This is a genomic window from Psychrobacter sp. AOP30-A2-5 (assembly GCF_052378115.1).
Classification (GTDB): Bacteria; Pseudomonadota; Gammaproteobacteria; order Pseudomonadales; family Moraxellaceae; genus Psychrobacter.
Genome location: NZ_JBQSXK010000002.1, coordinates 223,116 through 246,000, shown reverse-complemented (window position 1 = coordinate 246,000; position 22,885 = coordinate 223,116). Strand labels below are relative to the sequence as shown.

Annotated in this window: 15 protein-coding genes and 1 pseudogene; 11 read left to right on the top strand and 5 right to left on the bottom strand. The window is 43.0% G+C overall.

All coding sequences use genetic code 11. The features are described 5' to 3' along the window. Positions 1-133 precede the first annotated feature (133 nt). The 8 genes and pseudogenes from ACT3S4_RS03425 (at position 134) to ACT3S4_RS03390 (ending at position 12,847) form a co-directional block, all read left to right on the top strand. The gene (locus tag ACT3S4_RS03425; RefSeq protein ID WP_045444033.1) at positions 134-496 is read left to right on the top strand and encodes a response regulator; all 363 of its coding nucleotides are present in this window, start codon (positions 134-136) and stop codon (positions 494-496) included. Between the two features lie 3 nt (positions 497-499). Beyond that, positions 500-1,030, top strand: coding sequence for a chemotaxis protein CheW (locus ACT3S4_RS03420; protein WP_055124771.1), 531 nt, complete (start codon positions 500-502; stop codon positions 1,028-1,030). Positions 1,031-1,546: 516 nt separating this feature from the next. Then, positions 1,547-2,620: pseudogene (locus ACT3S4_RS03415) on the top strand (methyl-accepting chemotaxis protein); the annotation flags it as partial. 112 nt (positions 2,621-2,732) lie between these two features. Then, positions 2,733-3,707 (top strand): CheR family methyltransferase, encoded by a 975-nt coding sequence (locus ACT3S4_RS03410; protein ID WP_444760450.1) that lies wholly within the window; start codon positions 2,733-2,735, stop codon positions 3,705-3,707. A 30-nt stretch (positions 3,708-3,737) separates the two neighbouring features. Then, a complete protein-coding gene (locus ACT3S4_RS03405; RefSeq protein ID WP_444760449.1) occupies positions 3,738-10,646 on the top strand; it encodes an Hpt domain-containing protein in 6,909 nt (2,302 codons plus the stop codon). Then, positions 10,636-11,640 (top strand): chemotaxis protein CheB, encoded by a 1,005-nt coding sequence (locus ACT3S4_RS03400; protein WP_198330169.1) that lies wholly within the window; start codon positions 10,636-10,638, stop codon positions 11,638-11,640. Before ACT3S4_RS03405 ends, ACT3S4_RS03400 begins: the two co-directional genes overlap by 11 nt. A 17-nt stretch (positions 11,641-11,657) precedes the next feature. Further along, complete coding sequence (locus ACT3S4_RS03395) at positions 11,658-12,173, top strand: hypothetical protein (RefSeq protein WP_198330170.1); 516 nt, start codon at positions 11,658-11,660, stop codon at positions 12,171-12,173. A gap of 146 nt (positions 12,174-12,319) precedes the next feature. Continuing rightward, a complete protein-coding gene (locus tag ACT3S4_RS03390) occupies positions 12,320-12,847 on the top strand; it encodes a cytochrome b (protein ID WP_198330171.1) in 528 nt (175 codons plus the stop codon). Between the two features lie 109 nt (positions 12,848-12,956). On the opposite strand, the gene minE is transcribed toward ACT3S4_RS03390, so the two are convergent. The 5 genes from minE to ACT3S4_RS03365 form a co-directional block, all read right to left on the bottom strand. Next, entirely contained in the window at positions 12,957-13,247 is a 291-nt protein-coding gene (minE, locus tag ACT3S4_RS03385; protein WP_055124765.1) for a cell division topological specificity factor MinE, read from the bottom strand. Continuing rightward, positions 13,247-14,062, bottom strand: a complete 816-nt coding sequence (gene minD, locus ACT3S4_RS03380; protein ID WP_045444058.1) for a septum site-determining protein MinD — start codon at positions 14,060-14,062, stop codon at positions 13,247-13,249. The genes minE and minD overlap by 1 nt, the downstream gene beginning before the upstream one ends. 452 nt (positions 14,063-14,514) lie before the next feature. Further along, positions 14,515-15,369, bottom strand: a complete 855-nt coding sequence (minC, locus tag ACT3S4_RS03375; RefSeq protein ID WP_201560522.1) for a septum site-determining protein MinC — start codon at positions 15,367-15,369, stop codon at positions 14,515-14,517. Positions 15,370-15,495: 126 nt separating this feature from the next. Next, positions 15,496-16,557, bottom strand: coding sequence for a hypothetical protein (locus ACT3S4_RS03370; protein ID WP_413786832.1), 1,062 nt, complete (start codon positions 16,555-16,557; stop codon positions 15,496-15,498). A gap of 313 nt (positions 16,558-16,870) precedes the next feature. Next, complete coding sequence (locus tag ACT3S4_RS03365) at positions 16,871-17,833, bottom strand: acyltransferase (RefSeq protein WP_444760448.1); 963 nt, start codon at positions 17,831-17,833, stop codon at positions 16,871-16,873. A gap of 355 nt (positions 17,834-18,188) precedes the next feature. Here ACT3S4_RS03365 and ACT3S4_RS03360 point away from each other — a divergent pair, with 355 nt between their 5' ends. The 3 genes from ACT3S4_RS03360 (at position 18,189) to ACT3S4_RS03350 (ending at position 22,759) form a co-directional block, all read left to right on the top strand. Next, on the top strand, positions 18,189-18,842 hold the full coding sequence (locus ACT3S4_RS03360; protein WP_055124860.1) for an OmpA family protein: 654 nt from the start codon (positions 18,189-18,191) through the stop codon (positions 18,840-18,842). A 483-nt stretch (positions 18,843-19,325) separates the two neighbouring features. Then, positions 19,326-20,786 carry an imelysin family protein gene (locus tag ACT3S4_RS03355; protein WP_444760447.1) on the top strand — a complete coding sequence of 487 codons (1,461 nt, stop codon included), beginning with the start codon at positions 19,326-19,328 and terminating at the stop codon, positions 20,784-20,786. 293 nt (positions 20,787-21,079) lie between these two features. Next, a complete protein-coding gene (locus ACT3S4_RS03350; RefSeq protein WP_228244530.1) occupies positions 21,080-22,759 on the top strand; it encodes a di-heme oxidoreductase family protein in 1,680 nt (559 codons plus the stop codon). Positions 22,760-22,885 lie beyond the last annotated feature (126 nt).

Below are 22,885 nucleotides of genomic sequence, written 5' to 3'. Positions count from 1 at the left end.
TGCTTAATATTTAATCGAAACTGTTAAGAGAGTGGCCCTGCCATTCATGGTTGGCGTGCTACTTTCAGTCGGATTGTCTCAATAATATAACAACATATCCTTATGGATACTTTCGAAAATAAAGGAAATTCCTATGACTACAGTTTTAGTCATTGACGACTCACCATCTGAGATGGCGAAATTTCGCGACATGCTTGCCAGACATAATTTTAAAGTATTAGAGGCCATAAATGGTGAGCAAGGTTGCCAGATGGCGATTGATCACTTACCAGATGTCATTTTAATGGACGTGGTTATGCCTGAGATGAACGGTTTTCAGGCCACTCGTAAAATTACTCGAGGTAAAACCACCGCGCATATTCCAGTGATTATGATCAGTACCAAAAATCAGGAAACCGATCGAGTTTGGGGAAAACGCCAAGGCGCTAAAGAGTATATGGCTAAGCCCGTTGACGAAAATGGATTGGTTAATATCATTCGTAAAGTAATGGAGTAGATTGTGGCTTCCAGAGGGTTTATTGAGCTTCTGCGTTTAGCAGACTTGGCACGCGCGCGCAAAAGTGGTCGCCGCGGTGGACAAGAGTATGACTGGCAAGGTGTGGTATTCGAGATTGGCGGACAGCGGTTAGTTGCACCGATGGGTCAAGTATCAGAAGTATTGGCCATGCCAGAGTATACCAGCTTGCCTCTAGTGAAGCCTTGGATGCTAGGCATCGCCAATATTCGCGGACGTCTATTGCCAATCACCGATTTGTCTCAGTTTCTACAGGTTCCTAGTCGTTTAACGCAAATGAGCCAACGCAAAGTCATTGTCATTGAACATGACAATCTCTTTTCAGGACTGTTAGTGGATCAAGTTATTGGGATTGAACAATTTACGCATGATCAATACCGTGCAGAAGCTATAGAGCCTAATTCGCCCTTTGCTCCTTATAATCACGGTAAGTTCTTTAAAAATGAGCAAGATTGGTATGTTTTTATGCCAAGCCTGCTCGCACAAGACTTGCAGTATACCGATGCTGCAATATAGCAGTCGATAACAGCTATCTGGCTGCTATAACGATGACGAAATAATAGCGAATGACATGATACGGTTGGGTGTCAGTATTCATACAGGCTTTGCTAATCACTGTTGTTTTTATAACAATAAGATTGTCAAAGTCAGTCACGATGAGACTTTGATGATTGTTTGAAAGGAATACGTACGATGAGTGATGTTATAAAGAAACCTGTAGCTGGTACGACCAATACAACAGATGGCAAGGACGCTAATAGCAAGTGGAAGTTATTGTTAGGGTTTTTTGTGCTAATAAGTGTGGCCTGCCTGATTTGGCTGGTCAATTCGTTATCGTCAGTAAGTCAGTACTTGGCTGATTTTAATCAATCCGTTACTTTACCAGCGATTATATTTGTCGTAGGGGTATTAGGCATCCTTTTTGCTCTGTATCAGTTACTGAAGCAGCGTGGGGGATCAGAGCGTCTACTCATTGAAAAAGAAACCTTGCGTCGTCGTCAGGAAGCAGAAGCGGAATCTGAGCGAGCGCGTCAAATTCAAGAAGAAAATGAACGTAACCAGATTGCTATTCTACGTCTACTTGATGAATTGGGTGATTTAGCAGAAGGTGATTTGACCGTTAATGCCACCGTATCAGAAGATTTTACTGGGGCAATTGCTGACTCAGTGAACTTTGCGATTGACCAATTACGTCAATTGGTTTTGGTTATTAACAACACGGCTGACCGCGTTTCGCAGTCTTCAGACCAAACACAGATGAATGCAGTCGAACTTGCTGAAGCATCTGAGCACCAAGCACAAGAAATTGCTGGTGTATCAGCGGCTATTAATGAGATGACAGTATCGATTGACCAAGTTTCGAACAACGCTTCAGAATCAGCGACTGTTGCTCAGCGCTCAGTAGCCATCTCTCATAATGGAGCGGAAGTTGTACAGCGCTCTATTGAAGGTATGAACGTGATTCGTGATCAGATTCAAGAGACCTCAAAACGTATTAAACGTCTTGGTGAGTCTTCGCAAGAAATTGGTGATATCGTTGGTTTGATTAATGATATTGCTGATCAGACCAACGTTTTGGCATTGAATGCTGCTATTCAGGCATCGATGGCAGGTGAGGCTGGTCGAGGCTTTGCGGTCGTTGCTGATGAAGTCCAACGTCTTGCTGAGCGTTCAGCTAACGCTACCAAACAGATTGAAACCTTGGTAAAAACCATTCAGGCAGATACCAACGAAGCAGTTATGTCAATGGAATCGACGACCTCTGAAGTTGTGCGCGGTGCACGTTTGGCAAAAGATGCTGGTGAAGCCCTAGAAGAAGTGCAGAGCGTTTCTAATACCTTGGCTGACTTGATTCAAAACATCTCAAACGCCGCTTTGCAGCAGGCAGAATCTGCTGGTCACATCTCTCATACGATGAATATTATTCAAGATATTACCTCACAGACCTCTTCTGGCACAATGGCAACCGCGCGCTCTATTGGTGAGCTGAGCGAAATGGCTGCAGCATTGCAAGAGTCAGTCACTGGTTTTAAAGTATCGAACGATGATGAGCTACTAGAAAACGAGATGTTGGATAGCGAAGAAGCGTTATCAGCAAGTGTGTAATGACAAGTGTTAACGTCAAGTAGGTGTGAGACCACTGACCGTTTTTAAATTAATGTGTTAATAATATACTGTGCAGATACGATGATTTGCAGCAGTGACTATAGCAGGTGACGTGAATAACTTTACTCAACCAGACAGCAATTCTATCAAAGCAGTCAAGCCCTCGTTGATTAAGGGTTTGCTGCAGGCAGACAGTTTTGATGTGCGGCAGTGGCAGCGATATATAGAACAAGAGATAGGTTTTGTTCTACCCAATGTCCAGCTGCAATGGTTGATAAATGCGATTGAACACACGGCATTATCACATGGATTAACAGTTGAAAAGCTGTGGTGTCAACTATCAAAAAACGATGAAGTACGCCAGCAGTTATTGGATAAAGTACTGATTCACGAAAGTCGTTTTTTTCGTCATATGCCTTCTATCGATTTTGTCACAAAGTGTGCATTACAGCATCAGCGCCAGCAGCTTACTGCCACTAGTACTGATCGTGGTCACAACAATGATGCTAATGATTTATTTCGCATTTGGAGTGTTGGTTGTGCCAGTGGACAAGAAACATGGTCATTGGCAATGAGCTTGGCTTCTGAACAATTGATTAATTATACGATATTGGGTACGGATGTTAGCCAACAAGCCATTACGAAAGCACGACTAGGGCAGTATGATAAGCGGCAGCAGTCGTTAATTCCAGACCTGTGCCAGCAGTTCGTTCAGCCATTGCGAGCTAAGTGTGATATCAGTCAATCGCATTTTTATAAGGTGTCTACCGCAAAAAAGGCGATGACTGGCACTCAGGCAGACTGGCAGATTGCGCCAATGTTACGACGCTATGTTAGCTTCGCTTTACACAATATTATTGAGCAAAAACCACCCACTTCGCACCTTCAGCATGTCATTATCTGTCAAAATATGCTGCTATATTTTCGCAAGTTTGATCAGCGTGATATTTTGGCAAGGCTATCAGAGCAGTGTGCGTTAGGTGGATATATTATATTGGCTCCAGGTGAGGCGTTGTTTTGGCGTCCTTCAAATATGCGCCGTATTGCGCACCCACAGGTTAATGTGTGGCAAAAAATTAATGCCTAGATTAGTGCCTAGACAAGTTAGGATAACCCTATGAAAAACCAGCCCAATGACATAGTGACGCTTGAGTGGTTATTACCACTGTTTAATCAGCAATTATCACAGATATCTGATGGCTGGCAGTTAGACGCTGATAGCACTGATTACGAGCAGATGGTGCAACATTATCATCAGGTTGGCGGCGCGCTAACGATGATTCGCCTTAATTTATTAGCAGATCTTGCCAATAAACTGAGCTTGCTGGCAGACGTTAGCAGTCGCGATAGTATTTCTGCTAACGACCGCCGCATTGGTCAGTTTTCTCATCGCTTACTACAGCGTGAGTTGAATCAATACGCAGGTATGGGTAATCAAAACACCATTTTAATTGATAATGCTGCTGACGAGCTTACTCAAGCACTATCGAAACTGGGGGTAGCGCCAGATATCTCGGTCAGCTTGGCGAATACTCAGCATAAGAATCTAAATAATCATGCTATCGATGATCATATTATCGATGGTATTAATAGCATCGAAGTGATGATGCCGGCGAATAGAACGGCGACGCATTTAGCTGATTATCACTATCAACAATTATTACTGGTTTGGCGACAGCAAGTACAAGCGTTATTGAGTGCCAATACCAATCAGCCGTCCTTATTGACTACACTAGAAAGAGTTAGCCAATACTTATGGCAGACCACTCAACATGATGACTTACAACGCCTTTGGTACTTAACGGAACTGTGGCTAAATGACCTTGCTCATAATGATACCCCATTACCTGAGCATTATGCGTCATTGCTAAGTCAGCTGGATCAAGTAATAGAGTCTCGCACTCAGCAAGCTGAGTTGTCATCAAGCGTTATTCGAAGCTTAATCATAAGGGTGTATGTCGAACTAAATAGCCTTGCTCAAAGTAGCAAGCGCACTCAGTCACTCCTAAATGATTTGTCGCAAACGTCGTCAACGGGATCACGTTTTTTACCACGTATACTCAGTGAGCTTGAGACACTTATCTTTACTTTGGATAAGCCAGACACGCTTCTCATTCCTTTACAGAAAATACAAAGTCAACTCGAAGGTCGAGGTTGGACTTATTACGTGTCGCAAATACATGCAATTGCTACAGACATAGAGCAGGCTCTATCATCAGAAACAGGATTTGCGCAAGAACAATGGCAGATTGAGCGTCAGCTTCAAGAGCTATATAACGCTATCTATCATACTGAACAGACGATATCTCTCAAGATAGGGGATGCTGCTTCTTTTACGACATTGTCTGCAACGTTTGAAGGTATTGAAACGCAGTCGGAAACAAGTCCTGCGACAGCTTCTGTTGGTGGAAGTTTACGTGAGCTGCGCATCGCGGTAGAAGATGTCAAACAAAGCTTCCATGAATATGTACAGCGTCAAGACATTGACTTACTGCCCATTGCTGCTGATTTTACCGATATTGGTGATGCTTTTGCCGACATGGGATTGCCATCAATTCGTCAAACCATGAATGATATGGCAAGCATATTTACACAATTGACCATTCATGAGATTGACGTACTCAGTTGGGATGTGACTCAGGCATTGGCTGAAGGGCTAACGTCTATTGAATTGTTGCTTGACTACCTTGCACAGCAGGTTTTTGACCAGCAGCTATTAATGCGGGCAAATGAGTATACTGCGACGGCCGCCCAACTTCTTACTCATTATATTGCATCGCCAGAGACGATTAGCGACACTTTCCTTACCCAAAAATCCGTAGCGACCAACGTATTGCGTTACGATGATAGTGGCGAGATTGCTCCTGCTAATAGTCAAAATGATGTTGCTAACCAAGCTTTGACTGATGTAGATCATGAGCGTGTGGTAGGGCAAGATACGGCTGATGGTGATAGTACGGAGAGTGACGCATTAACGCGTGCTCGTGAGCAAGTTAAGCCTGATAATTTTGAGATGGACGCAGAGATTCGTGACATCTTTATCGAAGAGGTGACGGAAGTCATTGCTGATTTAGAAGACTTTTTACCTATTTGGCAGCAAGATTCAAAGGATTTAACCCCACTCACTGAGGTGCGTAGAGGGTTCCATACCTTAAAAGGCTCAGGACGTATGGTTGGGGCTTTTAGCATCAGCGAGATGGCATGGTCGATCGAAAATCTGCTCAATCGTCTGTTAGATAAAACGCTGCCTGTTACAGATGACGTCGTAAATCTGGTGATGGATACGGCAAAACGGCTACCAGCATTAGTGATAGATTTTGAAGCGCAACAATCTCCAAGCTTTGATCCTGCTATTACTATTCTACAAAGCCATAACCTCATGACACAGCAACCTATCAATGCTGGGCTGACTATATTAGATGCTGTCACTGCTGATTCAGACTCAGCATTAGAACTATCGCCTCCATTCGATGATGATGCTGAATTGCTAACTGCTCTCGACATGAGCAATGAATCAAACGAGACAACTACTGATAGTACAAAGAGCACTGCTGTTGCTTCCTTATCTGCTATTGATATTCCAGCGATACTCAAACCTTTTATGCAAGAAACCGAGCAGCTATCGGCAGATGCTCATGATGCCGATCCTGATATTAAAGAGATATTCTTAGAAGAAGCTGATGAAGTATTGGCTGAGATTGTACCTTTATATGAAGATTGGCGATTATTGCCAGCCGACTTAAGCGGATTGGTGGATATTCGTCGAGGGTTCCATACCTTAAAAGGTTCCGGTCGTATGGTCGGTGCAAATTATACGGCTGAGCTGGCTTGGGCTATAGAAAATATGCTTAATCGCATTTTGGATCATAGTGTGACTGTCTCAGCAGATATGCGTCAGCTTATTGCTGATGTGTTAGCTGCCTATCCTGCGATGCTAACAGTATTTGAAAATGACAGCCAAAATTATCCAGCGATGGTGCCTTTATGGATCGCATGCGCCAATGCTTATAGCAAACAGCAAGGGGACGAATTTAGCTATTCTGCCTTGTATGAGCAAGCATCAAATAGTTCTGAGGATGAGACCATCCAAGCGTCAGTACTGTCGCCTGCTATTGATGAGCATAGCCCGACCCAAGATAATCTTAATACAGAGATAGATACCACGCTGCAGACGATTAATTCTGTCAATGAAATGATAGCAGAAGCGCCTATTTATTTAGCACCGCAAAGCGAAGAAGAAAAAATGTTTTGTGAGATTTTTATCGACGAAGCAGAAGGACTGTTGCAAGATATTGACCAATTCGTTGATGAGCATCAAGATCAGTCTTATATTGAAGTAACGGATGAGATTGTACGCGCATTTCATACCTTGCGAGGGGCTTCAGGTTCTAGCGCTTTAGCAGCGATCAGCGAGGTTAGCGCAACGATAGAGCATAGCTTAGAGCTACTACAGCAGCAAGATACTGCGATGAATGCTCAACATCTAGAAGCATTGGCGAAGTCTGCTACGCTAATGGACGGTTATTTAAACAACTACAAGCAAAACGTTCAGCCGCAAAATATATCGATCGAAGATGCGCAAAGTCAGCAAGATATAGCCTCATTGCAAGCCATGCTTGGTGATCAATACGTCATTAGCGATGATAAGGTCACGGCTGATAACAAACCAACGATAGAGCAGTTGTTAGATAATAATATTGATGAACTATTGGATGCTGAGTGGGAATTAGATGACGCACTTAATCACTCTGAGACAGCACATGTTCAGGGCTATATATCGCAGCAAATATCGCAAATAGCTTACTTAGCCAATAAAGCAGAAGCGTTTCCAAAATTCACCTCTATTCTCAATGAATTGGGTCACGCTTATGCCTATTTGAATGATAATATTGATACAGCAAGAAATATCGATACCCAAGCGGTTTTACACGCTGGTCATGCTCAACTGGTTGGTTTGTTCGACGCATTGGCTGGTAGCACGTCATTGAAGATTGACCAACAAGTTATTGCAGATCTACAACGTATTTACCAAGACGATGATAGCAATGGTGATGAGGGTATCTTTGTCGTGAGAGCCGTTGCAGCACCTGAGCTACAGCTTGAATCTATTGATACTGATGCTGAGCTATTAGAGATATTTTTAGAAGAAGCTCAAGAGCTCGATGCCGCGCTGGATGAGAGTTTTAATAAGTGGCGTGCTGATATCAGCAATATAAATGCACTAAAAGTTTTACAGCGCCATCTGCACACTATCAAAGGTGGTGCGCGAATGGCAGGTATTCGTAGTATTGGTGATCTGACCCATGAAGCTGAAAGTGTCTATGAAGCATTTGTAGAGAATAGAAGAATACCGACAGCACAATGGCTTGAAATAATGCAAATAGTGCAAGACACAATGTCGTTGCAAGTACTGCATATCGTAAATCATAAAAAATCATTTTTTGCCTCAGCGCTGATTGAGCAACTACAACAGTTTGTAAAAGCCCAAGCCTTGCCAGAAACGGTAGAGCTAATCATACCTATTCCGAAAACCCACTTCGAACCTGAAGCACAAAATAGGGTGGCTAACAACGCTCACCTCAGCGCTGACGTATCTGATACCTTGAGCCTAGACATGATGATTAAACAGTCATGGGCGAATGGTTTGCCAGATCCTGATATATTGTCGGTGTTTTTAGAAGAAGCTGAAGAGCTCACCAATCGTAATAAGTATCTGCAACTGTTCTTAAAAGATACCAATAATACGACAGCATTACAGGCATTGCAGCGTGATTTGCATACCATCAAAGGCGGCGCACGAATGGTCACCGCAGCTGGTATCGCTGATCTGGCTCATGAAATGGAATCGGTTTATACAGATTTTGTAGATAATCGTCGTCCTGCTACCAAAAAAGTATTGGAGTTGCTGGTTGCCAGTCATGACTGGCTTGCTGATGCAATCTCTATCCTTAGACAACATGTCAATCCACCGACGCCTGCACTATTGATTGAGGCATTGCAGCAATTTAGTAAAAATCCTGACAGCCTAAAGCAAATTCCTAAAGAATCCCTACAATCGCAGCATGAAGCGCTCTTTATTGCTAGAGAGCAGCAAGACTCACAGTATCTGGCAAAAGATATTAGCGAGATGCCTTCTATGCTCAGCAGTACGGGTGAGGAAGATCAGAGTGCCAATAATAACGAGATGATTCGTATTTCAGGTGGTTTGATCGAGCATATGATTAATCTGTCTGGTGAGTCAGCCATCAACCGTGCTCGTATCGATATGGGCATGAGTAGCTTGACCAATAGTATCGAAGATATGGGTATTACGGTACAGCGCTTGGCTGATCAGTTACGCCGAATGGAAATCGAGCTTGAGGCGCAGATCTTGTCGCAGATAGACGATGAGCTGATTAATCACGAAGGATTTGATCCTCTAGAGATGGATCAATATTCTTCTTTAAATCAGTTGTCCAAATCTTTGACAGAGTCAGCCTCAGATTTGATTGATATTAATCATACTTTATTAGAAAAAACACGAGACAGTGAAAGCCTTTTATTACAGCTGTCTCGTACACAGACCGAGTTACAAGATGGGCTTATGAATTCACGTATGGTGCCGTTTACGCGCTTAACGCCACGTCTTGAGCGTATCGTACGACAAACTGCCAATGAGCTGAATAAATCTGTCGAATTAACGATCATCAATGCCGATGATGAGATGGATAGAACCATTCTAGAGCGCATCACTTCACCGCTTGAACATATGCTCCGTAACGCCGTCGATCATGGTATCGAAAATACCTCAACGCGTTTAAAAGCAGGTAAAGAGCGTAGTGGTCGCATTACTCTTGAGGTAAATCGAGAAGGTAGTGAGATTGTCATTCAGTTAATAGATGACGGTCGCGGCATCGATGTAGAAGCCGTTCGTAACAAAGCCATTTCGCAAGGCTTGATTGATGCAAATGATAATAGCCTAACTGATCTTGATATCATGCAGTATATTTTCCATGCTGGATTGAGTACCAGTAAGCAAGTAACGCAGATTTCTGGACGTGGCGTGGGCATGGACGTGGTCATCAGCGAGATTCGTCAATTAGGTGGCGCTGTATCAGTTGTTTCAGAGCTGGGCAAAGGCTCACGCTTTACGATGCGTTTACCACTGACGGTTGCGGTATCTGATGCATTGGTTGTGCGTGCCGCGGATCGCTATTATGCGATACCTTTGGTACAGATTGAGCGTGTGGTACGGATTAATCCAGAGAAGCTTTATGACTATTACCAGTCAGGCGATGCAACGTTGAACTTTGAAGATGTTGATTATCGAGTGCGTTATTTAAATGAGATTTTGTCAGGCAATGAACTGAATGAGCTGGTCGTTAATACCAATACCAGTTTGCCACTTATTATCATCAAGAATCGTAGCGGACAGAATATTGCATTGCAGGTTGATCAGATTGCAGGGTCACGTATTGAAGTCGTGGTCAAACCTCTAGGACAACAGTTATCGAATCTACCAGGTATTTCAGCAGCGACTATCATGGGCGATGGTTCAGTAATGCTTATCTTAGACCTGATTGCTTTGATGCGTAATGCGCAGTTGGTCAAAAATATCTCGCAATCTGCTGATGCTAAACGGAGTCGTTTAGAGTTTAAGTCTACTATTTTAGTGGTTGATGACTCTGTTACCGTACGTAAAGTGACGTCACGTTTCTTAGAGCGCCAAGGGTTTACTGTGGCCGTGGCAAAAGATGGTATCGATGCAATTGAGATATTACAAGACATGATACCAGACATGATATTGCTCGACATTGAGATGCCACGTATGGATGGTTTCGAGGTGGCTACTCAAGTGAGACACAGCAAGCGCTTACAACATATCCCAATCATCATGATCACATCACGTACAGGTGAAAAGCATCGTGAGCGTGCACTGGAAATTGGTGTGAATGATTACATGGGTAAGCCATTCCAAGAACAAGAGCTACTTAATAAAATCCAGCACATACTGGGTCAAAAGGTCAGCTTAACTTATGAAGGATAATGCACGTGTCTTGGCGCTAAGAGGAAAAAACAAGGATGATATTAAGGTGATGGTAGTGGCAGAAGACCATCATCAGCGTATGGCCTTTTCAGATACTGTACGCAGTTGTGGTTTTAGCCTTGTTGGCTGTATGTCACGGGCGCAACTGCAAGAAAAACAGGGGCGCTCTGATACCTCGGTTGACATCTGGCTAATAGATAGTGATTACGACGACAGTGTGGTATCCGCGACTACGGCATCTAAACCTGCTGCGGTGTTGGTGGGTTTTAGTCAAGCACCTTACCTAAATGAAGCGCCGCAATATGCCAAATGGCAGCGCAAATTAAAGCGTAAGCTGGCACATATGCTGGCATTACCCGTTTTAATGGATGCACCCGTGCACAAACCTGATAATGCTGATGCAGACTGGCGCTACGTAGTATTTTTGGGTGCTTCTATGGGTGGGCCGAGTGCTATAAAAGAATTTTTGGATAACTTGTCGGCGACGCTACCAGTGTGTATTTTGCTGGCGCACCATTTTAATAAAACGATGATTGGCACACTGCCACGCATCCTGAATCGCCATAATGACTGGCATTGTCAGGTGATTACTTCTTCGCAGCGTTTAAGAGCAGGCCAGTGTCTTATAGCTCCTATTGATAAGCAGATTGTTTGTGACTCTACTGGTCGAGTTATATTACTAGAGCAAGCTTGGGAGGGTGAGTATAAGCCCGCGATTGGTCAGATTCTTAAAAACACCAGCGACGTTTATGGTAGCGAGCTTATCAATATTATATTTTCCGGCATGGGTAATGATGGTTCGCAGTATCTGGATCTCATTCAAGAAAATAACAGTCAATTGTGGGTACAAGATCCCAGCTTAAGCGCTTGCCCAAGTCAACCTCAGGCGATTATTGATTCAGGGTATTGTGGTTTTATTGGCAGTCCAGCCGATTTAGCACAAAAACTAACAGACTATATTGATGAAAGATTAGTAGTAGCCCCTTTGCATTAACTGATTGTGAGCGATGTATGAAACAAATTTTGAAACATTCGTTTGAGGCAGTGAGTTTACTGATCACAAATAACGGTATGCTTGATGTCACTATTGTGCCAGCATTTGACCAACCTGATTGGCTTATTCCAAGCAGCCTGATTTTGAGTGTAGATGATTATAATGAGCGCACGGCAACCTATGAATGGCAGCAGCAAAAGGTAATGATATGTCACCTGCTACCACAGGATCAAATGCCAGATACCATGATTGTATTAGAGGGCAATACTACCGATCATCGCTTAGCTTTACAAACGGCAGGCGAGCTGCACCACCGACAAGTGCGTATTTCTGAGGTTAAAGATATTGACGTTCCTGAGCAATTTAACAGCCCTAAGCATGCCGATAATATAGACAGCGACAAAACAGCCCTACCTTTTGATGAAAACGTTATGCTATCCTATCTTTTCCAAACGGTTATGATTGATGATAAGGCTTATTTGGTGCCCGACTTAGACAAAATTGCGCATCAATTGGTCGATTTAGACAGTTAGCTTCTCGCTTATATCAGGGTTATTTTTCACTATCAGAGAAATAGGGTTACCCAATTACTTTGATGATTGCTAATCGTTGAATGAGTGGTTGTTTTGTCTATAACATTGATGATAGATAATTAGTGATGAGGGTAATAGGACAGCTCATGAATAGTATCAATTCAAATGTGTCAAAGTGGCCAGTCAGCAGCCGGATATTTCACTGGATCAGTGCAGTTTTACTGTTGGTTACGTGGATAATGATTTTGTTGTACGATAATCTGGATAACAATCTTTATATTGGGTTGCATAAAGCGTTTGGTATTAGTTTGTTATGTTGGATGATAGCACGGGTGCTTAATCGTGTATTTATTAAGGCGCCGCCACCTGTACCGATGCCAAAGTGGCAGTTATTAGCCTCTAAACTGTCGCATTTTGGCTTATATGCCTTATTAATTGCAATGCCAATAGCTGGTTTGCTGATGTCCGTTTATGGTGGACGCCCCGTCGATATTTTTGGCTTGTTTCAAATCCCTGTATTTGTCACACCAGATAGAGGGTTGGCACGCTTTTATAATGACCTGCATACTGATATTATTTGGCCGACCATTATTGCCTTTACACTTATTCATATCGGTGCTGCTCTATATCATCAGTTTGTCAAAAAAGACAATTTGATAGCGCGTATAAAATAATGGTATCAAAATAATCGTAGGCTGCTATAGGTAAACCTACTATTTCATGCCATATAAAAAAGCCCTAAGTTATGATACTTAGGGCTTTTTTGTTTTTCTAAGACAGCGCTTATTTTTTGTGTTCAGGTAGACTGATATTCATCTCTAATACGTCTAGGCTGTCCTCAGAACGATGATTGATATTCACATCATCAATCTGTACGCCATTAACATATTTGTTGACCACTTCTAAAATCTCACGTTTCATTTTTTCGATACGATCAGCTGTTAAGCGGTTGTTTAAGCGATTTTCGCTCGCAACGATAACCTTAAGACGCTCAGTAGCCATATTAGCGCTACCTGCGCTACCACTGTCGTCAGTACCAAATAGGCTACTCCAAAATCCTTTTTTCTTCGTCATCATTGACCTCCAAACCAGCGCTGTAATAGACTCTTTTTCTTCACGTCAATATGACGTAGTGGGCGTTCTTCACCTAAGAAGCGGGCGACGATGTCATCATAACATTGACCAGCAACTGAATCGGTATAATGAATGACAGGCTCACCATGGTTAGATGCTTCAAGCACTGAGTGACTTTCAGGAACAACCCCAAGTAACGGAACTTTTAGGATATCATTTGAAATGGTATCAATGTCCATCATCTCGTTGGCTGCTGCGCGCTCGGCATTATAACGAGTAATAATCAAATGCTCACGTACAGAGCCTTGGTTTTCTTCAACCTTTTTGGTCTGGCTTTGCAAGATACCGATAATACGGTCTGAGTCACGCACTGAGGAAATCTCAGGGTTGGTGACGATGATCGCTTCATCAGCATGATACATGGCGAGTTGTGCACCGCGCTCAATACCAGCTGGTGAATCACAGATAATATAGTCGAACTGTTTAGACAGCTCAGACATAACCTCTGCCACCCCTTCGTCTGTCAGGGCGTCTTTATCACGCGTTTGACTGGCGGGTAGGATATACAAGTTTTCAAGCTGTTTGTCTTTGACCAGTGCTTGCGACAAGCGTGCGCTACCGGTGATGACATCAACAAAATCATAAACAATTCGGTTTTCACAACCCATGATTAAGTCTAGATTACGTAGACCCACATCAAAATCGATAACGACTGTCTTATAGCCACGCAATGCTAAACCTGCGGCAAAAGAGGCACTTGTCGTGGTTTTGCCCACACCGCCTTTACCTGAAGTGATTACAACTATCTTCGCCACAATGGCACACTCCTATGAATCAATGGGATATCTTTTATATAAAAAAAATAGCGCAATTGCACATTATTCACATGCTATATATACACTACCTGCGAAGGTAGCCTAGCATAAATAAACAAAAATTTATAGCACGTCCATAGTAAAGCAGAAAAACAGCTTATATATGGATCACAAAGCGGTGCTACCTAGAATTTGCTGGTCAATATTGCCTATTGTGAATAATAAAATAGACGCTGACGAGTAGTGTAGATAGTGGCAGAGCTAGCGATTCATCATAGAACAGTTTTGTTAAATAAACTTACTATAATATTAAATGTGCTGTCTAAACGTCTACTGTTGAGATTTTCTAATAAACGTTTTTTAATAAGCGTCATGTATGATGAAAATCGGCTTAGCCTGTTTACATTTATAAAAATCATGAATGAATTTATCGTTCTTAACGGCAAAAGAATTTAAGCGTCATCCATTACTGTAAATACTAAGCCTTCACCTTCTACAAATCTTACTTGTACAGATTTGTCAATCACGTGCTCAGGTAAGTTGTCTCGTAAGCAATAAGTTCCCGCCACTGACACCAAAGAAGGGTTAAAAACTTGACAAAAAATACGAGCATCTTTGTCACCGGTAGCACCAGCAACCAAGCGTCCTTGGGCACGACCGTAAACGTGCAAGCTGTTATCGGTAATCGCTTCCGCCCCGCTATTGACACTATTGGTCAAAATCAAATCACCGCCCACGTGATTCAGGCTTTGTCCTGAACGTAGCATTTGATCGTAAATTAGGCTGGTAATATGCTCAGCGCTCACCAATGTCTCTGCTGTGGTGGTTGCTATCGTTGTTTCTGTGTTTGACTCGCTGATGGCTGCAGTATCATTGGTGCTGTCTGAATTGTTACTGGTTGAATTGATGCTGGCTGATTCTGTATGCTTATCATCGGGAGCTTTGCTTACTTGAGCTGCAGCTTTCTTGCTAGGTAATATACGCTCAATACGTTTGCCATCAGCAGGGAAGATGGCCAATCGCTGTTCACGGGCTTGCGCATCTAGTGTGCCAGTCACGACGCCAATAGGTTGTAAGCCCCACGACCATAAAAGCTCTACCAATGCTGAGAGATCTTGTTCAACCTCGCTATCGATAAGGATAGGGATATTGCTAGATTTATTACTAAGCGTTGCGGCAAGCTGGGCGTCTATCGCACTTAAATCATCTGTGCTAAATTGCAAACGTGAAAAAGTCAGCATCTTGCCATAAAATGCCAATGCTGGTGCGGCGCTCGAGCCTTGGCTGTCATTATCTGAAACTGTCATATATAAATCCTCAAGAGATAATTCTGTCGCTGTATCCACGGTGTTGTTTTTATTATCGAGTCATACCATTCATTTGCTTGCCAAGCCTAATGTTTTGTAGGCAGGGCGTGCTATTAGCAGTATGAATTATAGATGAAGCATCTCTTGATGCTTCCACTGCTGCACTTTTACCTGCGCTTCAAATTCTGTCAAACTGTCATCGATGATACTCGAAATCAAGGTATCTAACGCAGTATTATCCGTATCGATACTGGCAATGCCGTTGGCAATCGCTACCATCAATGAATCGAGGCGTTCAGGGTCTAGAAGGCGTTTATTGAGTGCGTAAACGACGTTTTCGCCTATATTGTGCCCGACGTGTTGCAACTGTGATTCAATCAAGCTACCGGCAATCGGTATCATGCGTAGGTAGCGACGCAGCTCAGGCGTATTAGCTAAACCCTCTTCAATAGCATTGCCCATCTCGCTGGCTAATATACTGCCGCCACCTGATGCTGCCGTCAACTCCTGTAGTTTTGGTGCTAGCTCTGTGCGCAGTATCGACAGCACTGCTGCCTCAATCTCGTTACGATTACGAGCTATCGTTGATTCAATAAAGGATTTATGCGTTTTAGGATCGGTCAGTTGCTGCCGAAAGTTTTGGATAGTCGTCAATATGACGCGGTCGGACAGCTCTTCTAACAGTAAGTCGATATAAAACCTAATCCGATTAATCCATGGCTGCGGCAGCACTTGGTAACCAAGTTGGTATAAGCGTCGCCCAATGATGACCGCTCGGAATAAACGTAAGGCACGCAGCTGCGGAAAGCACCCCAATACTTCATACCAATGTACAAAAGGAAAAAAGAACCAGCGATAGTAGACGTTTTGTTTAATCGCAATCGCCCAACGTAGCAGTAGCTCAAAGATCAAAAATAGGGTAAAAAATCCACCAGCGGTACGTAAAGGCTCATGTAAGGTATTTTGATACCAGTTGAGAGCATCGCTAATACTGAGCCATCCTGCGGCATTGCTACTAAAGCTACTCATCAAGATAGCATCAATACTAATCAATAATAGATCGATACTGATGGCAATAATCATCACGATATCGTAAGTGAGTTTTAAGCGATTTGGCGTTGGTCGGTTTGGCGGTGGCAGCGTATTATTAGGCGGCTGATTGGATACAGGCGCTGAGTCTAGAGGCAGGCTAGTAGAAGAGGAAGCGGGCACAGTCAAACCTTATAAATGATAAATAGCACGAAAAATAAGCGGCTCAAATAGTACAGGGCTATCAAGTCACTAACGGTCAAAAAGTCATGGGCTCATGACTATTCACATTATCAATGAATAGAGCCAAAAAACAACCCATCTTTCATTATAATTACGCATTATCATTTATGAGTTGGGGTTTACAGTCAGCATTTACGAATCGGCATTTTAAACAACAGCGCTCAATCGTAGTTTTAAAACGACTTAAAGTAATTTACTGTTGTATGCCGTTGCTCTGTTAACGATGTCTCTAAGCGCTCGGAGCTTTAGGGTTTGTTTCAAACTCAGCCAACATATCGGTAATACGCTGATCTTTTTGCTGCCAAATTTGCTCTACCCAATCAAACATTTGAGATTTTACCGCGTCATCATTTTCGTAACCACCATTTTTAATATCGTTAAATAATGCATCAGGCATCTCAATATAACGCACATCGACGCCCAAACGCTTGATGTTGCCTTTCCACAAATCACTATAACTTGGCACACCATCAGGATAAACGATGGTCATATCTAGCATGCCATCGATGTCTTCGCCTAGCGCGTTAATGGCTAAAGATAGGCCGCCTGCCCGTGGCTTCAATAAATGCATATAAGGAGACTGTTGCTTTGCATGTTTGGCTTTGGTGAAACGCGTGCCTTCTAAGTAATTTAACAAAGTAAAAGGTTTGTCTTTTAACAGGGCACAGGCGCGTTTGGCTTCTTCGATGTCTTTGCCTTGTAGAGCAGGATTTTTAGCGACGGCTTCTTTAGAATGCCGACGCATCATTGGGAAGTCTAAAAAGTAAAAGGCTTGACCCACAATCGGAATGTAAATCAGTTCAAATTTGGTGAAAAACCGTGTCAATGGCAAGCGTTTTTCACTAATGTACTGCACGATACTGGTATCGACCCAAGACTGATGGTTGCTGACCAGCAAATATTTGCCATTAATGTGAACGTCATCGGGTAAGCTGATGCGCCAATCTTTACGTGGCAACATGTCATCGATCAAGGCACTGTTGCTACTGATCCAATAAGTCGCGATTTTGATGACCGCTTTGTCTGCGATAGGAGCACCAGTGATGACTTTGCCGACACCCATTAACCATAAGGGAATACTACCACCGAAGCTGTTGGCTGCAATAACCCCAGTCGCTGTCGCAAGTGAAACGGCTTTGCCTAATTTAGGGTTGCGTTCGTGTATTTTTCGAATAGTAGATGTCAATCGCATGCTAAATCCTTTTCGGTCAGTCTTATTAGTATATAAATGATTCATTGCCAGCTTTATTGCACAATTTTAGCAGAAACGGTTCAGAGTGTACGAGTGTAAACGTGACTTGTGATAACACCTTGCGCTAATGGGTAGTTAACAGTGAGAACACAAACGTATCCAATCACTGTGAAAGTCTCATTAAATCATTCTGCACTTCTCATACACAGGTGTGACAAAATATTACACATGATTAGATTGTAATTGCCATAATAATGACAAGTGTATATTAAGCATGTAGATGGAATTAACAGAAAATATTTATAAAAAGCACACTTTGTTTGTCTATAATTTTTTAAACTTAAGAGGAAATATTATGCGTAATACATTAATGATTGCAGCAGTAGCGTCAGGTCTAGCTCTTAGCGGTTGTGCTACTGATCCAAACACTGGACAACAACGCTTGAACAAAACTGCCATTGGTACATTGGCAGGTGCTTTAGGCGGCGGCGCAATTTCAAAAGCAACAGGTGGTGATAACACAGGTCGTGATGCCGCGATTGGCGCAGCTTTGGGTGCTGGTGTTGGTTACTACATGGAGCGTCAAGCCAAGCAGCTTGAGCAGCAAATGGCTGGTACAGGTGTAACCGTTACGCCAAATGCGAACGGTAATATTGACCTAGTAATGCCAGGCAACATCACGTTCTCATTTGATGATGCGTCTTTAAACCCATCATTTAGACCAACGCTTGATAAGCTTGCATCAACGCTAAATGAGTATAACCAAAACACGATAACGGTTGCTGGTCATACTGATAGCAAAGGTTCTGATGCTTATAACATGAAACTATCACGCGATCGTGCTTACGCAGTAGCGAACTATTTAAGCGCACGCGGTGTGGCTTCTAGCCGTATCAATGTCGTCGCTTATGGTGAGTCTCGTCCAGTTGCTGATAACAGCACCGAGTATGGTCGTCAGCAAAACCGCCGTGTTGAATTAACCATCAATGCGCCAAACAACGTACGTTAATTCATACGATGGTCTAGCTGTCACTATAGTGTTGAAAAAGGTCAGTGATAAACTGGCCTTTTTTTATGCCTGATATTTAGATTTTAAATTCAAAATGATTTTAGGTATCAGGATTCCGTTAGTTTTAAATCAATATTAAAATATTTTTGATGCTTTTATTTGTAAAACAATCGTTAGCTAAATGGTTATATTAATATTAATTAAATATTGATAATGATTATCAATAACACTATAATTTATAAAGCTTTGTTATTGTGGCGATACTAGGGTAGGTTGTCAGTTCATTTGATGGCCTTATAGATGGACTAAAAATAGCTAAATTTTGTCTAATATTGTCAAATTTCTGGTCAATATCTTGATATTATGGGCGCTGTTTTTCTCATTTGACTGTCATTTTTATCAGCATTATTTAAAATGAGGATATGCCCTAATGCTCTTTATTCAAAGCCCATTTTTCTTTTGCGATACTTTTTGAGGATATGTATGACGATTACCACAGTAACGAGCCGTAAGATTTTACCAACTACTTTAGCTGCTGCGCTTGCAGGGTTGTTAATGGTGTCGGGTTGTACCAAGCAAGCCAAGGAAGACACGGACTCTACCGCCAATACGCAAACAGCAGTGCAAGACACAACCGCTGCAGATACGACGAAACTATCAGCGGTTGATCAAGCTTATACCGATAGACTTATGATCAGCTATGCCAACATGGCGCATGCGGCGTATAAAGATTCGCTAGATACTGCTAAAGCCCTGCAAACGGCAGTAGAGACATATGTGACAACACCAACCCAAGCAAACCTTGATGCGGCAAAAGCGGCGTATAAAGCCGCGCGCCAGCCGTATTCGCAAACTGAGATTTTCCGTTTTGATGAAGGCTTTGTGACAGCCAATGACAAACGAGCACTCGGTAGTATCGATGGTTGGGAAGGGCAGGTAAATGCTTGGCCACTTGATGAGGCGCTGATTGATTACGTTAGTGATGGCTATGAAGGTGAATACAATAGCCAAGACAATATCATCAATAGCGATAGCATTACGGTCGGTAGTATCAAACAAGATACCAGTACTATCACTCCTGAGCTATTAGCAGAAATGAATGAGATAGGTGGCAGTGAAGCCAATGTGACGACCGGCTACCATGCGATTGAGTTTATGCTGTGGGGACAAGATACCAACGGCGTTGGCGAGGGTGCAGGCAATCGTCCAGTGACTGATTATGTAACTGAAGCAGGTCAATGTACCAGCGGTGAGACGGTCAATGCAGATGCTGGTATATGTGAGCGTCGTGGCGCGTTCTTAAAAGCAGCGACTCAATTACTGGTTGATGATTTGACTGCAATGGAAGCCGAGTGGCAGCCTGAGAGTGAGAATACCTTACGTAGCGACCTGATGGCTCGCAAATACGATAATGGTCTACGCCAGATCATGTATCAGATGGGCAGCCTAGCATTGGGTGAGCTTGCTTCTGAGCGTATACAGGTTGCGTTTGTAACGGGCTCTACCGAAGATGAGCACGAATGCTTCAGTGATTTGACCCATCTAAGCTATGCCAACAATGCCCGTGGTATCCAAAATGTCTTTAACGGCAACTATAAGACAGTCGCTGGTAAGAGCGTTGGTGGTTATGGTGTTAAAAACTACCTCGTCGATACCAACAACAAAGAAGCGGCTGATAAATTGGCGACTGACTTTGCTAAGGTAGAAGCCGCCTTTAATGTGATTGTTGAAAAAGGTGAAAAAGAAGGTATCAAAGTTGATCAAATGATTGCCACCGCTGGTCAAGTAAGTAAACAAGGTATTTCAGCTGAAGAGCAAAATACTCGTCGTAGCTGGATTGAAAATAGTATCACTAGCCTACAAGAGCTGACTGCTGGTATCGAAAATGCGGCAAAAGCGGTCGGTATTGACAATTTAGATGCTGACGCAGGTTCGCAGTTTTAACCGATCACGAATTTACTGGCTTAACAGCAAGCATAGCAGTGATTGACATAGCATTATCGACATAACATTGATCGATAATGCCTGACAAGTCGTTATAAGCTAATGAGAATTATTTTCATGGAAAAATGATTTAGGTATAATACACACGTTGTCGACTACCGTTGGCAGCGTGTTTTTTTACCATATTAAAATAGCCTGATAGGTCAGTACATCGCTGTACCTCATCGACTAGAAGTGAAACACTTTATAGCATGCGATTTTAATGGTTCTAGATTAGAACTAAGGTACTCTTTATGAACACCACGATGAACACCACAAATATCTTTAAAGCTAAAACCCCTGCCTCTTTTTATGCGTCTTTTGTCAGCAAAACCACCCTGTTAAAGCCAACGCTTGGTATTCTATGTGTGCTATCCCTTAGTGCTTGTCAGCCGACGGACAGTGTGTCTGATGATATTTCTGAAAACGAAAAATCTGCCATTAATAATGGTGACAACCCAACGCTAACACCTGAACGCCTCCAAACCATCGAAACGCTCGCTGGCGTACCAATGCAGCAATTGGCAAGCTTTGATCCGCAAGAGGTCAAGCAAGGTGGCGATACAGGAATCAGTATTAGCAGCGCTGAGAGTTACTCTAAACCTTCATCAAACTTGACGGCATCACGAAAAGGGCATTTTTTTATTGGTAATGCGTTCTTTCGGCAGCCGTGGGTGATTGCCCCTGCGAGCACTGACAGCCGCGATGGTCTGGGCGCATTGTTCAATGTTGCTGCCTGTCAGTCGTGCCATGTCAAGGACGGTCGTGGTCATGCGCCTATGACCAGTGATGACGATGCCGATAGCTTGCTTGTTCGCCTTGCGATGCCAGCGACCACCGATGAGCAGCGTCAGCAACTGCAAAACTCACTTATCGAAAAAGTCGTTCATCCTATGTATGGTGGTCAGCTACAAGATCGAGGTATCCAAGGTGTGCCTGCTGAAGCCAGAATTGCGGTGCAGTGGACAGACAAGCCTGTTACTTTTGCGGATGGTCATGTCGAAACATTGCGTGCGCCCACCTTTAATTTAACCAAACCGGGTTATGGGGCATTTGATGATGATTTGATGGTGTCGCCGCGAGTGGCTTTACCGATGATTGGGCTTGGGTTACTCGAGCAAATACCGGATGAAGCGATTAAAAAACAAGCGGTTGATAATAAAAACAGTACGAATGGCGATATCAGTGGTAAGTTCAACTGGGTGATGGATCCACAGACTGGCAAGCATGCCCTTGGACGCTTTGGTTGGAAAGCAGGGCAAACCAAGCTTATCACCCAAAACCAAAGTGCTTTTAATGAAGACATGGGCTTGACCTCAAATATCCGTCCTCATGAATCCTGTATGCCGACACAGACGGCTTGTATGAATGCGACGACTGGGGCTGATGAGCAAGGCAATGGTAAGTCGCCCGTCGAAGTCAATGATGAAGTGGCTAAGTTTGTGGAGTTTTATACGCGAAATTTGGCAGTACCGCATCGGCGTGATGCTGACGATACGCTAGTGCTAGCGGGCAAAAAACGCTTTTATGATATGGGTTGCCAAAGTTGCCATACACCAAGATATCAGTTGCCAAAAACTGACGATGACCATCTTGAGCAGCATGGACAAGTGATTTATCCTTATACGGATTTGCTATTACATGACATGGGTGATGATCTTGCCGATCGCACGATTGCTGGAAAATTACCCGCAAAAAATATCCAAGTTGAGTTTTTAGCCAATTCTTATGAATGGCGTACGCCTGCTTTATGGGGCATTGGTCTGGCGCAAACGGTCGATCCACAAGCAACATTTTTGCATGATGGTCGCGCCCGTACGTTGATGGAAGCGGTGTTATGGCACGGCGGTGAAGCCCAGAAGCAACAGCAAAAAGTACTCAAACTCGACAAACAAGGTCGTTCTGAATTGAATGCGTTCTTACAGTCATTATAGAGATAAGGTCATTTATCTATGCTAAATGACTGGGTAATAACTGAGAAAGTAAGTGTTGATAAGGTTATCCGCCCAATCAAACACTAGAGACTAGAGCTTGTAAAGAGTAGAATTTAAACCATTATT

Coding starts and splice junctions, on each gene's coding strand:
- ACT3S4_RS03360 (WP_055124860.1), top strand. CDS start 18,189: ATGCGTAATACATTAATGATTGCAGCAGTAGCGTCAGGTCTAGCTCTT.
- minE (WP_055124765.1), bottom strand. CDS start 13,247: ATGACGAAGAAAAAAGGATTTTGGAGTAGCCTATTTGGTACTGACGAC.
- ACT3S4_RS03405 (WP_444760449.1), top strand. CDS start 3,738: ATGAAAAACCAGCCCAATGACATAGTGACGCTTGAGTGGTTATTACCA.
- ACT3S4_RS03400 (WP_198330169.1), top strand. CDS start 10,636: ATGAAGGATAATGCACGTGTCTTGGCGCTAAGAGGAAAAAACAAGGAT.
- ACT3S4_RS03355 (WP_444760447.1), top strand. CDS start 19,326: ATGACGATTACCACAGTAACGAGCCGTAAGATTTTACCAACTACTTTA.
- ACT3S4_RS03365 (WP_444760448.1), bottom strand. CDS start 17,833: ATGCGATTGACATCTACTATTCGAAAAATACACGAACGCAACCCTAAA.
- ACT3S4_RS03390 (WP_198330171.1), top strand. CDS start 12,320: ATGAATAGTATCAATTCAAATGTGTCAAAGTGGCCAGTCAGCAGCCGG.
- minC (WP_201560522.1), bottom strand. CDS start 15,369: ATGACAGTTTCAGATAATGACAGCCAAGGCTCGAGCGCCGCACCAGCA.
- ACT3S4_RS03395 (WP_198330170.1), top strand. CDS start 11,658: ATGAAACAAATTTTGAAACATTCGTTTGAGGCAGTGAGTTTACTGATC.
- ACT3S4_RS03425 (WP_045444033.1), top strand. CDS start 134: ATGACTACAGTTTTAGTCATTGACGACTCACCATCTGAGATGGCGAAA.
- ACT3S4_RS03350 (WP_228244530.1), top strand. CDS start 21,080: ATGAACACCACGATGAACACCACAAATATCTTTAAAGCTAAAACCCCT.